Below are 13,024 nucleotides of genomic sequence, written 5' to 3'. Positions count from 1 at the left end.
CCCGCGGGGGCCGGCGCCCGCCGGGGGCGGCCCCGGGGGGTGCCCCCGCACCCGGCCGCGGCCTTCGCGCGGTGCGGGGCAGGGACTCAGTGGTGGCCGTGGTGGGCGTGGACGACGGCATGACCCTGGCCGCGCCCGATCATCCAGCGGTTGACCGGGACGGTCAGCAGGAAGGCCAGCACCAGTGAACCGGCCAGCGAGAACCAGAACAGCGCGTCCGCCAGGGTCGCGTCCATCGCCCCCGGCACGGCGACCATCACGGTGTTGTCGATCAGCTCCATCACCAGGATCGACACGGTGTCGGCGGCCAGCGCGACCTTGACGGCGGCGCCGAGGTCCAGCCCGGCCTTCAGCACGCCGCGCATGGTGAGCGCGTAGCCGAAGACGAAGGCCAGCAGCACCGAGATCACCACGGTCGCGCCGTTGTGCAGGCCGAAGGCGGTGCCCAGGATCATGCCGAGCACCTCGCCGATGGCGCAGCCGGTGAGGCAGTGCAGGGTCGCCTGGGCGGCGGTCCGCCAACTCGCCCCGCCGGCCTGCGCACCGTGCCCCGCGTGCCCGTGGTGCTCGTGGTGCCCATGCCCCTCGTGTCCCTGGTGCCCCTCGTGGCCGGCGTGCCCGGCGTGCTGCTGCCCGTGCTGGGTGGGGTGTGCCATCTCGTCCTCCGACTGCTCCGTGGCGCCGCTCGCTCGCTCCGTCGACAGCGAACATATACCCCTCGGGGGTATCTGGGAACCCCCGTCTCCACGCCCTCTTCCCCCACCGTCCGTTCCGTGTTCGGATGATCCGCATGAGCGACGAGCGACGCGAGGGCTACGACGGAACGGGACCGGGCGCGATCACCCCGGACGGCTGCGCGGTCGAGGTGTGGACCCGGCTCCCGGTGGGCGAGGCGCCGGACGTGATCGAGGGCGCGGTGCCGGCCGGCGCGAGCATCCTCGAACTGGGCTGCGGCGTGGGCCGGATGACGCACCCGCTGACCGACCGGGGCTTCACCGTGACGGCCGTGGACGAGTCCGCCGCGATGCTGGCCCAGGTGCGCGACGGCGTCCGCACCGTCCGCAGCCCGATCGAGCGGCTGGACCTCGGCGAGCGCTTCGACGTCGTCCTGCTCGCCTCCTTCCTGGTCCACGCGGGCGATGTCGCGGTCCGCCAGGGCCTGTTGGAGACCTGCCGGCGCCATGTGGCCGAGGACGGCTGCGTCCTGGTGCAGCGCGAGGGCGAGGACTGGCACCGCAACGTGCCGCGCGAGAGCCGGATCGGGGCGGACGGACTGGTCCGGATCGCCTCGGCGACGCCGGTCGGGGACGGCGTGAACTCCGTTCACGTCGAGTACGAGTTCCCGGACGCCCGTTGGACGCAGACCTTCCTGTCCCGCCCGCTCAGCACCGAGGCGTTCGAGCAGGCGCTCGCGGACGCCGGCTTGGGGGTCGAGCGCTACCTCACCGAGGACCGCACCTGGGTCCGCGCCCGGCCCGCCGCCCGAGCGGGCGCGGTGACATAGAACGACGTTTCAGAAACGCGACGAACAAGGGCGGAAAACAGCGTGGGCCGGGACACCGTCCTCGGTGTCCCGGCCCACGCGCGCGTCGTCAGCGGACCCTAACGCCCGAACTCCCGGGCGGCGGTCAGCCGGCCGCGGACGGCGGCGTGGACCTCGGCCTCCTCGGCCGGGTCGGCGGCGAGCCGGCGCAGGCGCTCCAGCACACGCGCGTCGCCGGTGGTGGCGACGTGGCGCGCGGCGAGCTCGCGGGTGGACTCCTCGCAGTCCCAGAGGCACTCGACGGCGGGCCCCTCGGGGAAGTGCACATCGGTCGCGGCCAGCGCCCGGGCGGCACGTCCGCGCAGTTCGGAGGAGGCGGCCTCCCCGTAGACGTGGCGCAGGACGGGGACGGCGTCGGCGGCGGCCAGCCGCCCCGCACCGTCGACCAGCGACCCGAGACCGGGGCCGGCGACCCCGCGGACCGACACCCAGCGGCGCAGCCCAGCGACCACCAGCGGTGCGTCGGCCGGCTCCCCGGCGTCGGCGAGCAGCTGGACGGCCGCCTCGCCGAGGGCGCTGTCGGCCCCGCCGGTGGCCGGGTCGGCCCAGCGGCGGGCGTGCGCCAGCACCTCGGGGCCGCGCATCCGGCCGAGCAGTTCCAGGGCGGCGCGCACGATCCGGTCGTCCACGTCGGCGGCGGCGGCCTCGATCAGCTCGACGGCGGCCGGGTCCCGCTGGTCGACCAGGTACCGCAGGGCCGCGCGGCGGGCGCCGGGCAGTCCGCCGCGCGCGGCCTCCAGCACGAGCGGCCGGTCCTCGGGCCGGACCACGGCGGTCAGGCAGCGGGCGGCCGCGGCGGCGCGCCGGTCCACGGCGTCGGGCCCGGTCGGGTCGGCGCCGCGGGCCGGCTCGGGGCCGGCGTCGGGGCGGCCGAGGAAGGCGCCCGCGCCGAGGCCGCCGAGGTCGCCCTGGTCGGCCCAGGCCAGCACGTCGGCGGTGGACCAGCCGGGGGTGACGCCGCTGCGGTTGAGCTGGCGCTGCCAGAGGTCGAAGGGGGACTGCTCGCTGGCCGCCGCCACTCTCGGATGGTAGGCCGCCCACAGCCGCCAGGGCCGGGGCTCGTACGCGTTGCGGATGAACTCGCGCAGCTCGGCGTCGCCCTCGGGGCCCGCCGGGAAGTGGTCCAGCACGGCGGTACCGAGCAGCAGCAGGCCGCGGTCGTCGTCGCGCAGGGCGAGCTCGTCGAGGGCCCAGGCCCAGTTGGCGCCGGTGGCGGCGTACTCGCGCAGCATCAGCAGCGCGTCGCGCCGGCCGTACGCGGCGAGGTGGCCCAGGACGGAGAGGGCCAGCCCGGTGCGGTTCTCGTCGTCGCTGACCAGGTCCTCGGGCGAGTGGAGGTGGTCCTCGATCCCGTCGAGGGGGGCCTCCAGCTCCATGTAGAGACGGGCGTAGTACAGCGAGCGGCTCTCGACCTGCCAGTCCGCTCGGGGATCCCTGGTGACGCACTCCTCCAGTGCGGCGATGGCCTCGGTACGGTCGGCGGCCAGCGCGTGGAGCTGCCCGTCACCGCGGCCTCGCTGAAGGAGGCCGAGGAGGCTGGCACTAGGTGCTATCACTGGCTCGAACATGAGGTCAGCATCCGTTGCGGCGGTCGTAGTGGCAACGGGATTTCCGTCGCCGGGGTCTCTGGTCGGTACTGCGGTGGGCGCCCGGGCGCCGGAATCACCGAAGGTTACCGCCTCGGGCACCCGTCCGCACACAGGGCGACGAAGGCCGGTGCCACAGTGGCATATGCCACGGGAATTTTGCCTGCGATCTGTCCAAATCGCCCACGGGGGTGACTGCGCTGTGCGACAGTCTTCTCACAACCCGCAGGCCCGCATCGAGCGGGCCGCTCCCGAGCGATGGACCCGTCATGAACATGCCCTTAGCCACCGCCCGCCCGCCGGCCACCACGATGGACGGCGGCCCGGCGGGCGCGGCGAACGGCCCGGGCGCCACGAACGGCGGCCCGGGGGGCGACCCCGACGACGGTGACGACAGCGGAACGGACGGCAGAGTGGACGGCACGGCGCAGGAGCCGTCCAGCCCCGGGATCGGCTCCGCCGAGTGGGACCTGCTCACCGACGGCGTCCGCTGGAACGCGGAGACCTACCAGCTGCTCGGCTGCGACCCCGGGCACGGCCCGCTCAGCCTCGACCGGCTGCCCGACCGCCTCCCCGAGGCGGACCGACCGGTGCTGCGGCGGATGATGACCGACGCCCTGGTGCACGGGCGCGTCGCCGTCGGCACCCTGCGGGTCCGCCGGGCCGACGGCCTGCGCGAGTACGTGGAGTGCGCGGGCGAGCCCGTCCTCGGCCCGGACGGCACCGTCACGGCGCTGCGCATGGTGCTCCGCTCGGTGTCCCTGACCTGAACCGGCCCGCGCCCGAACCATCCCGCGCCGGAGCCGTTCCGAGCCTGAACCGTCCCGCGCCGGAGCCGTTCCGAGCCTGAACCGTCCCGCGCCGGAGCCGTCCCACGGACAGCCCCGGGGCGGCCTCAGGAGAGCTTCGGCCGCTTCTTGGCGTCCGCCGCCCGCAACTCCCGCCCCAGCTCCGCCCGCAGCTCGTCCACCACCGGCAGCCCCCGGTAGCGCGCGGTCAGCCGGTACATCTCCCGCAGCCGGTCCCAGGTCCGGTGCGAGGAGTTCTGGCCGATCAGGTTCATCGCCAGCTTGGCCTGGGTCTGCGCCGCGTCCGGCTCCCCGGTGAGCCAGTGCACCGAGGCCAGGGTGATCCGGTCGAACAGCGCCGAACGCAGCTGACCGGTGCCCTCCCGCAGCGTGATCACCCGCTCCGCGTGCCGCTGCGCCTGCGCGGCGGCCGCCGGCTCGTGCTCGGCCAGCGTGCGCAGCACCAGCGCCTGCATGCCGCGCAGTTCGGCCTCGTCGAACACCTGCATCCAGGACGGCGAGGCCTCCGGCGCGTCCTCGGCGAACAGGTCCTCGGCCTCGCCGAGCAGCCGCCAGGTGTCCTGCGAGTGCCCGATCGAGGCGTGCGCCCAGGCCTCGACGGTGTTGAACATCGCCCGTGTTCTCGGCAGCAGCCGGCCGCCACCCGCCTTCGCCGCCGACATCAGGTCGATCGCGTCGTCGGCCCGGCCCAGGTGCACCATCTGCCGCGCGGCCCGGGAGATCGCCTCGCCGGCCCGCGGCCGGTCGCCCGCCTCCTTGGCCGCCTCGGCCGCGATCACGAAGTACCGCTGGGCGGTGGGCTCCAGGCCCACGTCGTGCGACATCCAGCCCGCCAGCACCGCCAGGTTGGCCGCGACCAGCCACAACCGCTGCTCCACGGCGGTGCCGTGGCGGTGCGTCAGCAATCCGCCCACCTCGTTGAGTTGACCGACCACCGCCTTGCGCTGGAGGCCGCCGCCGCGGGCCGCGTCCCAGGCCCGGAACACCTCCACCGAGCGCTCCAGCGACTCCACCTCGTCGAGCCCGACCGGGCCCGCGTCGTACACGTCCACCACCGGGCGCGCCCCGCCCTCGGTGATCACCTGTCGCGGTCCGGGCACCGAGGCCGCGTACGCGACCGCGTCCCCGCCCAGCCAGCCCTTCAGGGAGTCGGCGATGACCGTCCCGGCCGTGAGCGCGGCACCCGCGCCCACCAATCCACGTCGGTTCAGCATGAGGTCCATTCCCGTGAACTCGGTGAGGACCGCGGCCGTTCTATCCGGCGACCATGGCACTGCTGCGGACGGAGCCGCTCCGGACCTGGTGGGCCGGTGTCGTTCGAGACCGAGGTCCTCAGTGGTGACGACACGGCCGAGCCGCTCCGTGAACACGGCTGCCAGCACCCTCGGCACCGGATCGCGCGGGATCTCCCCCTGCTCGATCCAACGCCGTACCCTCGACGTGTCGGTGGACAGCTGCTGCTGCCCCATCGCGGCACCCCGGCGGTTGACCAGCCGTGCCAGTTCGCCCTTCGACCATCCGGTCAGGACGAACAGGTCGGCGAGTCGGGTGTTGGGTCCCCTGCTCACGTGAAGCCCCCAGGTTCCTCGGCTGGTTCGAGGCTAGAGGCTCCGGCAAGTGCCAGGCGAGCATTCGCCACCGTTCGCCAGGGCCCGCCAGACTACTAAGCCAGTGCGCCGCGGGTGTGTTGTAGGGGTGCGCCACCTCGCCCCCGGGTCGGGCGGCGTCCCACCGGCGTCGGGGCAGTCCCCCGACCGTGGCACGGGACGTCCCCGGTTGTCACCCGAGGGGGTGGCGCGGCCGGGTGGCGCGGGGGCGCCGGGCACGGCCACGGCAGTCCGGCCGACCGCATTCCCCAGGGTGCGGACGGTCGGGACACCGCCGCAGCAGGGGTCCTGACCCCTCGTCCGTGCCCGGCGCCCGCGCACCACCCACCGCCCGAGCGAGGGCCGCCGTCACGCCAGGAAGCACACGGCACCGGCCCTCCCCGCACCGCGGGGCGCGCCCCGCCGACGGACAGGAAGGGACCACCCTCACCCCATGTACTCCTCAGCGACGACCCCCTCGCCGACCGCGACCCGTACCGCGCTGCGCCCCCCCACCGCAGCCGCCGGCCGTCCCGGCCCCAAGCCGGTGCCCCCGCAGAGCCGTCCGGTGGCTCCGCGCGGCACCGAGGGCCGGCCCACGGAAGCCCGGGTCCCGGCCGGCCGTACGGCGCTGGGGCTGCGCGGCCCCGACACCGCCCTGCCCGCCGGTGGCCGGATCCCGCTCGCCCGCCAGGCCGACGGCCGGGTGCTCCGCCAGCCGCACCGCCCCGGTCAGCCCCTCGGCCCCGAGCGGATCGACCCGTCGGCGTTGCAGACCCCGGCGGTACGGGCCGCGCTGGCGAGCGTCGCGCGGATATGTCCGGCGTTCACCCCGCGCCAGGTGCTGCGCGAGGGGAGCCGCCACATCCTGGTGGCGGGGACCATCGGGCGGGCCCCGGTGGTCGCCAAGTGCCTGGCGCCGCAGGCGGTGCGGAGCGGGCACTTCGAGCAGCTGGTGGCCGACTTCCACCACGAGGTCGCGGTCTACCGGGCGTTCGTCCGGCACCGTCCGCCGGTGCGGCTGCCCCGGCTGGTCGCGGCCGACCACGACCGCTGCGTGCTCGTCCTGGAGCGCGTTCCCGGGCGGCCGGCCGCCCGGGAGCGCCACCCCGTCAACGCGCCCACCCCGGGCGAGGTGCGGGCGCTGCTCACCGCCGTCCGGACGCTCAACCTGTGGCGGCCGCCGACCGACGTGTTCCAGCCGCGCCTGGACTACCAGGTGGAGATCGCCCGGTACCACTCGGTGGGCCAGCTCACCGACCGGGACGCCGGTGACCTGCGCGGCCTGCTGCACGGCCTCGGCCACACCCCGTTGCAGCTCTGCCACGGCGACGCCCTGCTCAGCAACATGCTGCTGGCGCCGTCAGGGCCGGTGCTGGTCGACTGGGAGCAGGCCGGCTGGTACCTGCCCGGGTACGACCTGGCGGTGCTCTGGAGCGTGCTCTCCGGCGACACGGCCGCGCGCCGCCAGATCAGCCAACTCGCCCAGAGCGGCGGCACGCTGGCCCGGGACGCGTTCCTGGTGAACCTGGTGCTGGTGCTGATGCGGGAGATCCGGCTGTACGACGTCCCGGGCGCCGGCGAGGAGCAGCGGATCATGATCCGCCGGCTCTACGACGACGCCGCGCTGGCCCGCCGGGCCGTCCGGGCCGCGGTCGGGACGCGCTGAACCAGCCGGCCCGGCTGGTTCGGCCGGCTGACGGGACGGGCTACGGCCGGGCGCCGCGTTCCAGGGCGGCCCGGCCGGCGGCCTCCAGCACGGCCTCGTCCGGGGCCAGGTGGACCCGGCTGCTGAGCACGTCCCGCAGGTAACGCTCCAACGGGTAACGCCGGCTCAGGCCCGGGTTGCCGGTGAGCGACACCGCCTGCTGGACGGCCGAGGTGGCGGCCCGGACGGCCAGCAGGTGGGCCGGACCGGTCCGGGCGACCGCGTCCGGCTCGCCCCGGTCCACCCGCGGGGCCAGCCCCGCCACCAGCTCCTCGGCGCCGATCAGTTGGGCCTCGATCTCGCCGAGGGCGCAGCGGTAGCGGGGCAGGGTACCGAGCGGTTCGGTCAGGTTGGCCGGAGTGCGCTGGTTGAGGAAGCGGACCAGCCAGGCCTGGGCCGCCCGGGCCACGCCGACCGCCACCGCGGAGAGGGCCAGCTCCTGCCAGGCGCGGGACAGTTCGGCGGCCGCGGCTTCGGCGGCGGCCCGCTCCTCGACCGAACTCCCGTTCCCCTTGGGGGCGGTGAGGCCCAGCGCGAGATCGGCCGGCACCCGGACCCGGTCCAGCACCACGTCGTGGCTGGCACTGGCCCGCAGGCCGAGCTGGTCCCAGGTCGGGTCGATCTCCAGCCCCTCGCTCTCGCCGCGCACCAGGAACGTCCCGGTCCGGGGCTCGGGTTCGTCGGTCCGCGCGGTCACCGCCATCCAGGCCAGCGCCTCGGCCCCGGTGCAGTACGTCTTCCGGCCACTCAGCGACCAGCCGTCGCCGTCCCGCCGGGCCACCGTCTCCGGCAGCGCCCCGGGCCGCGAACCGGGCTCCGCGCGCAGCGCGTTGACCAGGGCGGGCCCGCGCCGGGACTCGGTGAGCAGCCGCCGGTAGCCGGCCGCCGGCCAGGCCGCCCGGCGCGCCTGCTCGGCGTGCGCCAGCAGCGTGAACGCGGTGACCACGGCCACCGAGGCGTCCCCGCGCCCGAGTTGGGCGAGGACCCGGACGGTGTCGGCGAGCGTGCCGCCCGGCCCGCCGTACCGCCGGTCGACGGTCAGGGTGAGCAGCCCGGCCTCGTGCACCGCCTCGATGCCCTGGTACGGGAAGGTGGCGTCCCGGTCGTGCTCCTCGGCCCGGGCGGCGAGCAGGTCGACCACCCGGGGCAGCCCGGCGAGGGCCGCCTCGACGGCCGACCGGTCGGGCGCGGGTTGGCCGGAACCCGTCGTCGGCACGGCCGACGGGGAACGGTCTGCGGGCGAACGATCAGCGGCACGGGTCGTCATGGTGCTGGGGCCTCCGGGCGGCAGCGTGGGCTCGGCGAACGCGGGCGGCGCAGCACGGGACACACCCCCCGGCGCGCGGTACCGACTGGCGGCCCGGGGGTCGGTTCGCGGCCCACCCCCGGATCCGGCGCCGGCCAGGTACGGCCGGCCGCCCGCCGCCACGGGGACGAGCGTCCCCTCAGCGGCCCGGACACGCCGCGCTGGCGGTGCGCCGCAGGTCGAGATGCCTGCGACGGGTCAGCAGCGGGAGACGGCACGACATGTTCGCGACTGTACGAACCGGTGATCGAAACCGTCAAGCGACGTCCGGGCCCGTGGCGGACCCGCCGGTCAGCCCTGCTGGAACATGTCCGCCGGGAGCGGCTTCAGCAGCTGATACAGGTCGTCCGAAATCGGTCGGTCCCAGGAGGCGATGGTGACCTGGACGCCGTCGCTGCGCCCGAACTGGGCGCAGAACACCCGCTCCTCGCTGACCTTGACCTTCTTCACGATCAGCAGGTCGTCCCCGAGCATGACCGGGAAGTCCTCGGCCGAGACGAACTCGACCGGCTCGTCGTTCTCCAGCGCCGCGAGCAGCTGCCGCACCTCGAAGGGCACGTCGTCGCCGGTGTCGCGGGCGGGCGAGCCCTCGGGGAGGTTCCCGATGAACATCGCGGGGCCTCTGCCGCCGAACAGGTCGTAGCGCAGGAAAATCCCCTGGCAGGAGCCGTCCGGGCCGGTCATCATGGCCGCACCGAAGTCGCCGGGCCAGTCGCCCGGGTCCATCGCGAGCACGTCGAAGTCCGGGCCGGCGGGCTGTCCGGAGCGACGGCGGAGAAAAGACATGGGAACATCGTACGTGTCCGGCACACCGCGCTCGCGAGGTGGGTGGGGCCCCGGCGGGAGATCGACGCTCAGAGACCAATGTTGACTCTGAGCAACCGTCCGGGCTACGTTCGGTTCAGCACGACAGCCGTTCTGGGTTTCACCCTCCGGGGGGACGGCACGTCGCAACGCGGCCCTACACGCGTATCCCTCACTGTGCACATTTGTCGTGCCGAACCGCCGAGCACCCAGCTTCGTCGTCACGCACAGCACAACACACAAGCCAACAGTTCCATGCACCAAGAGCCAGATCCGCGGGGCCCCGGCCCGTCGCTCCCGTGGATCTGCTCGGGACGCCGCCGCGTGGGGGCGTGCGGGTCCCGAGCAAACGGTGCCGAGGTCCGAGTCGCTCTCGGCTTCGGCGCCAGCCTCCCGGCGACTGCCGGCCCCTCGTGGGCCGGGACCGGCCGACGCACCCCGGTGCGCAGGGGATGACTGGGAGGATGGCCTGGCAGCGCTGCCGGGCTGCACAGCAGGCGCCGTGTCTGGCCGCGTGGGGGCGGTGGGCACGGCGTCTGCCTGTGCTCATACTCTGAGCTGCGTTTGTCTAACAGTCAACAGAAATTCTGACGGGGCACGCTCAAAAGATCATCAGTTGTGCCGATCAGAGGTGAAAAATCGACTGCGGAGCGGTCCCGTGACCGGTCCCGCTCCGCAGCTCCCGCCCCTCACGGGCCCTCAGGGGCCCTCGGGATCAGGTGAGGTCGAACTCGCCGTCCCGCGCACCGAGCACGAAGGCCCGCCACTCGGCGGGGGTGAAGACCAGCACCGGTCCGTCCTCCTGGCGGCCGTCCCGCATCCCGATGTACCCGTCCACGAAGGCGATCTGGACGTCCCCGACGCCCTGACTGCTGCACAGCCAGGTCGCCCCCGTGAAGTCCACCTTCGGCTTCCCGCTCGGCGCCAGCTCCGGCGCCGCGCCACCCGTCTCCACGTCCGTCCCGCTGTCGACTGACACGATCCGCTCTCCTCCCGACGGCATTTCCGGGCCAGCCTAGCCACACCCGCCCACCCCGGTCAGCGGGTTGACCAGGACTCCCCCCGCCGGGGCCCGGGGCCCGCCGACGGCGTCCCGGGGGCCGTGCGCGGGCACCGTGCGGGACGGGGTGTCGGGCCCCGCCCGAGCCGCGCCCGAGCCGTGCACGGGCCGCGCACGGGCACCGCCCGAGAACCGCTCAAGCGTGTCCCGCCCGGCGGGCCCCGGGCAGCTGCCAGAGTGCTTGCCAGAGCGCGGGACCACCCGCCGACCGTACGCGGCCCCACAGCGCCCCGTACGGCCCCGACCGCACCGCCCAGAGGGAGCAAGCCGATGAGCCGCCGGGACGGCACCCGAGCCGACGTCATCCCCATCTCCGACGCCCCCTCGGCCCACCCCCCGGCACCCCGCACCCCGCCCGCGCGCACCCCGCTGCCCCGGCCCACCCCCGGCCGGCCGCCCGCCCACGGCCGGGTCGGGATCGTCCTGGTGTCGCACAGCCAGGAACTGGCCACCGCCGTACGGTCCCTGGCGCTCGCCCTGACCGGATCCGACTCCCCCGCCCCGGTCGCGGCGACCGGCGGGGACCCGGAGACGGGGCCGGGCATCAGCGCGGTGCTGGTGGCCGCCGCCACCCGCCGGGTCGACCAGGGCCACGGCGTGGTGGTGCTCGCCGACCTGGGCAGCGCCGTGACCACCGTCCGCGCCCTGCTGTCCGACGCCGACGAGCACGGCCTGCCGTTCCCGGTCCGCTTCGCCAACGCGCCGTTCGTGGAGGGCGCGGTGGCCGCCGCCGCGACCGCCACCGCCGGCGGCGACCTCACCGCCGTCCTGGACGCCGCCGAGGAGGCCTACCGGCAGCACAAGGGCTGACGGACCGGGATCCACCGGCCGGCGGCCCAGCCGGGGCGGGCCGGCCAGGGCGGGCCGGCCGGGTCAGAGGCGGCCGGGTCAGGGGCGGCCGGGTCAGGGGCGCTCCTTGCCCTCCCAGGTGAAGACGGCCGGCCCCTCGCACTCCAGCGCGTGGCGCAGCCGCTCGTGCTCGGCGTCGATCATCGGCGGCAGCTCGTCCAGCGCGAACCAGCCGACCTCCAGCGACTCGTCGTCGTTGACCCGCGCCTCGCCCCCGACCGCGCGGCACCGGAAGGTCAGCAGCAGGTACTCCGCCACGTCGCCGTTCGGGTAGGTCACCGGCGGCGTGACCGTGACGGAGGCGAGCAGCTCCGGCACGGCCGCCACCCCGGTCTCCTCCAGGCACTCGCGCACCACGCCGTCGGCGGGCTGCTCACCGGGTTCGAGGATGCCGCCGACCGGCGCCCACCGGCCGTCGTCGGACCGCCGTGCGAGCAGCACCCGGTCGGCGTCGTCCAGCACGACGGCGACGACGGCGCTCAGCCAGAGCGGACGGGTGCCCACCAGGGCGCGGAGATCGGCGAGGAATGCGGGAATGGCCATGCGCCGCAGCCTACCGACGAGGGTCGGCGGGCCGCCGCCGATGTGGCGGGTCGGCGGCTCAGCGGGCGGGATCTCCGTCCGGGCGCAGCAGTGCCAGGACGGTCAGGCCGAGGATCCGCAGGTCGAGCCGGAGCGAGCGGTGCTCGACGTACCAGAGGTCCAGCTCGGCCCACTCCGGCCGGCTGAGCGGGCGACGGGCCTGGAGCTGGGCCCAGCCGGTCAGGCCCGGCCGGACGGCGAGGCGGCCGCGCTCGCGGCGGGAGTAGCGGACCACCTGGTCGGGGTGGGCGGGCCGGGGTCCGATCACGCCCATCTCGCCGCGGGCGACGTTCCACAGCCGGGGCAGCTCGTCCAGGGCGGTGCGGCGGAGCAGGGCACCGAGCCGGCCGGCCGGGCGGGTGCGGAAGCGCAGGATCTGGAACTCCCGGCCGTGTCGACCGGTCCGGGTCTGGCGCAGGAGCACCGGTCCGGCGGCGGTGCAGCGCAGCAGCCCGGCGATCACCAGCGCCAGCGGCACCGCGACGATCCCGGCCAGAGCCGCGAGGGCGAGGTCCCCGCCGCGCCTCATCGCTCCCCCTCCACGGCGTCGTCGAGCCGCAAGAACGTATTCACAGTAAAGGCGATTGGAAGGTGTTGTCGGGGAATGGCGGAAGATTGAAGTTGAAGATTGTCCGACAGGGTGACGTTCGGTCGATCTGACCAATATCGATCGATCTGCCGTTCGAAATGCCGAATGCGGTCGAAGAACCGGCACCGCGTGCCGTCCGAGCCCCGATCCGGCGCCCTCGGTGCAGGGCCCGGCGGAGGCTAGAGCGTGGCGTCGCGGCGGTAGCGCCGCAGACCGAAGGCGAGCCGGCCCAGCAGCAGGACGCCCGCCGCCAGACAGCCGGCCACCGCCATCGCCCAGGCCGGACCATTACTGTCCGGCACGGCCACCGCCACGACGATGCCCATGGCCAGGCAGGCCAGGCCCACCACGGTCAACGGGAGCCGGTGGGTCACCAGGGCGCCGCCGCTCCAGGCGCGGGCCATCCGGGTCGCGCCGTGCAGGTGGAAGGGATCACGGTCCGCATCTGCCATGAGCCCAAGGTACCCCGGGCAGGCGCCGGAGGCAGCCCGCAGGGAGTGCCCGGACGACGACCGCGTGCGACCGCCCGCAGGGGCGGTCGAGGACAGCGCGGGCCGCGCGCCGATCCGCCCGTCGAGCGGTTTGTCGGCCCGCTTCTCGGG

At 75.0% G+C, this 13,024-nt stretch carries 14 protein-coding genes; 4 read left to right on the top strand and 10 right to left on the bottom strand.

The window, feature by feature from the left end:
- Nucleotides 1-86 precede the first annotated feature (86 nt).
- Nucleotides 87-656 carry a DUF4396 domain-containing protein gene (locus tag ABTY15_RS32775; protein ID WP_350603575.1) on the bottom strand — a complete coding sequence of 190 codons (570 nt, stop codon included), beginning with the start codon at nt 654-656 and terminating at the stop codon, nt 87-89.
- Between the two features lie 134 nt (nt 657-790).
- On the opposite strand from ABTY15_RS32775, the gene ABTY15_RS32770 reads away from it, so the two are divergent.
- Nucleotides 791-1,504, top strand: a complete 714-nt coding sequence (locus ABTY15_RS32770; RefSeq protein WP_350603571.1) for a class I SAM-dependent methyltransferase — start codon at nt 791-793, stop codon at nt 1,502-1,504.
- 98 nt (nt 1,505-1,602) lie between these two features.
- On the opposite strand, the gene ABTY15_RS32765 is transcribed toward ABTY15_RS32770, so the two are convergent.
- Entirely contained in the window at nt 1,603-3,111 is a 1,509-nt protein-coding gene (locus tag ABTY15_RS32765) for a HEAT repeat domain-containing protein (RefSeq protein ID WP_350603569.1), read from the bottom strand.
- Nucleotides 3,112-3,398: 287 nt separating this feature from the next.
- On the opposite strand from ABTY15_RS32765, the gene ABTY15_RS32760 reads away from it, so the two are divergent.
- Complete coding sequence (locus tag ABTY15_RS32760) at nt 3,399-3,899, top strand: hypothetical protein (RefSeq protein WP_350603564.1); 501 nt, start codon at nt 3,399-3,401, stop codon at nt 3,897-3,899.
- 125 nt (nt 3,900-4,024) lie between these two features.
- Here the strand turns inward: ABTY15_RS32760 and ABTY15_RS32755 are convergent, their stop codons facing one another.
- Nucleotides 4,025-5,506: a DNA-binding protein NsdB gene (locus ABTY15_RS32755; RefSeq protein ID WP_350603561.1), complete on the bottom strand. Its 1,482-nt coding sequence runs from the start codon at nt 5,504-5,506 to the stop codon at nt 4,025-4,027.
- Nucleotides 5,507-5,978: 472 nt separating this feature from the next.
- On the opposite strand from ABTY15_RS32755, the gene ABTY15_RS32750 reads away from it, so the two are divergent.
- Complete coding sequence (locus ABTY15_RS32750) at nt 5,979-7,193, top strand: aminoglycoside phosphotransferase family protein (protein ID WP_350603557.1); 1,215 nt, start codon at nt 5,979-5,981, stop codon at nt 7,191-7,193.
- Between the two features lie 40 nt (nt 7,194-7,233).
- Here ABTY15_RS32750 and ABTY15_RS32745 read toward each other — a convergent pair whose 3' ends face one another.
- The 4 genes from ABTY15_RS32745 to ABTY15_RS32730 all read right to left on the bottom strand — a co-directional run bounded on the left by ABTY15_RS32745 (nt 7,234) and on the right by ABTY15_RS32730 (nt 10,321).
- The gene (locus tag ABTY15_RS32745) at nt 7,234-8,448 is read right to left on the bottom strand and encodes an acyl-CoA dehydrogenase family protein (protein ID WP_350603554.1); all 1,215 of its coding nucleotides are present in this window, start codon (nt 8,446-8,448) and stop codon (nt 7,234-7,236) included.
- Nucleotides 8,449-8,677: 229 nt separating this feature from the next.
- Entirely contained in the window at nt 8,678-8,761 is an 84-nt protein-coding gene (locus ABTY15_RS32740) for a putative leader peptide (protein ID WP_350603588.1), read from the bottom strand.
- Nucleotides 8,762-8,829: 68 nt separating this feature from the next.
- Nucleotides 8,830-9,324: a hypothetical protein gene (locus ABTY15_RS32735; protein WP_350603552.1), complete on the bottom strand. Its 495-nt coding sequence runs from the start codon at nt 9,322-9,324 to the stop codon at nt 8,830-8,832.
- A gap of 733 nt (nt 9,325-10,057) precedes the next feature.
- The gene (locus ABTY15_RS32730) at nt 10,058-10,321 is read right to left on the bottom strand and encodes a DUF397 domain-containing protein (protein ID WP_502893648.1); all 264 of its coding nucleotides are present in this window, start codon (nt 10,319-10,321) and stop codon (nt 10,058-10,060) included.
- 351 nt (nt 10,322-10,672) lie between these two features.
- Between ABTY15_RS32730 and ABTY15_RS32725 the strand changes: the two genes are divergently transcribed.
- Complete coding sequence (locus tag ABTY15_RS32725; protein WP_350603551.1) at nt 10,673-11,212, top strand: PTS-dependent dihydroxyacetone kinase phosphotransferase subunit DhaM; 540 nt, start codon at nt 10,673-10,675, stop codon at nt 11,210-11,212.
- 93 nt (nt 11,213-11,305) lie between these two features.
- Here ABTY15_RS32725 and ABTY15_RS32720 read toward each other — a convergent pair whose 3' ends face one another.
- From ABTY15_RS32720 to ABTY15_RS32710, 3 genes are all read right to left on the bottom strand, one after another.
- Complete coding sequence (locus tag ABTY15_RS32720; protein ID WP_350603548.1) at nt 11,306-11,794, bottom strand: NUDIX hydrolase; 489 nt, start codon at nt 11,792-11,794, stop codon at nt 11,306-11,308.
- A 58-nt stretch (nt 11,795-11,852) separates the two neighbouring features.
- Nucleotides 11,853-12,362, bottom strand: coding sequence for a sugar transferase (locus ABTY15_RS32715; protein WP_350603544.1), 510 nt, complete (start codon nt 12,360-12,362; stop codon nt 11,853-11,855).
- Nucleotides 12,363-12,601: 239 nt separating this feature from the next.
- Complete coding sequence (locus tag ABTY15_RS32710) at nt 12,602-12,874, bottom strand: hypothetical protein (RefSeq protein WP_350603539.1); 273 nt, start codon at nt 12,872-12,874, stop codon at nt 12,602-12,604.
- Nucleotides 12,875-13,024: the final 150 nt, after the last annotated feature.

Origin of the sequence: Kitasatospora sp. NPDC097643 (assembly GCF_040302625.1) — a bacterium.
Taxonomy (GTDB): Bacteria; Actinomycetota; Actinomycetes; order Streptomycetales; family Streptomycetaceae; genus Kitasatospora.
This window is presented reverse-complemented; position numbering and strand designations above follow the sequence as displayed.

Excerpts from the sequence above, each read along its gene's own strand:
- ABTY15_RS32715 (WP_350603544.1), bottom strand. The coding sequence starts at position 12,362 with ATGAGGCGCGGCGGGGACCTCGCCCTCGCGGCTCTGGCCGGGATCGTC.
- ABTY15_RS32750 (WP_350603557.1), top strand. The coding sequence starts at position 5,979 with ATGTACTCCTCAGCGACGACCCCCTCGCCGACCGCGACCCGTACCGCG.
- ABTY15_RS32725 (WP_350603551.1), top strand. The coding sequence starts at position 10,673 with ATGAGCCGCCGGGACGGCACCCGAGCCGACGTCATCCCCATCTCCGAC.
- ABTY15_RS32760 (WP_350603564.1), top strand. The coding sequence starts at position 3,399 with ATGAACATGCCCTTAGCCACCGCCCGCCCGCCGGCCACCACGATGGAC.
- ABTY15_RS32770 (WP_350603571.1), top strand. The coding sequence starts at position 791 with ATGAGCGACGAGCGACGCGAGGGCTACGACGGAACGGGACCGGGCGCG.
- ABTY15_RS32775 (WP_350603575.1), bottom strand. The coding sequence starts at position 656 with ATGGCACACCCCACCCAGCACGGGCAGCAGCACGCCGGGCACGCCGGC.
- ABTY15_RS32765 (WP_350603569.1), bottom strand. The coding sequence starts at position 3,111 with ATGTTCGAGCCAGTGATAGCACCTAGTGCCAGCCTCCTCGGCCTCCTT.
- ABTY15_RS32720 (WP_350603548.1), bottom strand. The coding sequence starts at position 11,794 with ATGGCCATTCCCGCATTCCTCGCCGATCTCCGCGCCCTGGTGGGCACC.
- ABTY15_RS32735 (WP_350603552.1), bottom strand. The coding sequence starts at position 9,324 with ATGTCTTTTCTCCGCCGTCGCTCCGGACAGCCCGCCGGCCCGGACTTC.
- ABTY15_RS32710 (WP_350603539.1), bottom strand. The coding sequence starts at position 12,874 with ATGGCAGATGCGGACCGTGATCCCTTCCACCTGCACGGCGCGACCCGG.
- ABTY15_RS32740 (WP_350603588.1), bottom strand. The coding sequence starts at position 8,761 with ATGTCGTGCCGTCTCCCGCTGCTGACCCGTCGCAGGCATCTCGACCTG.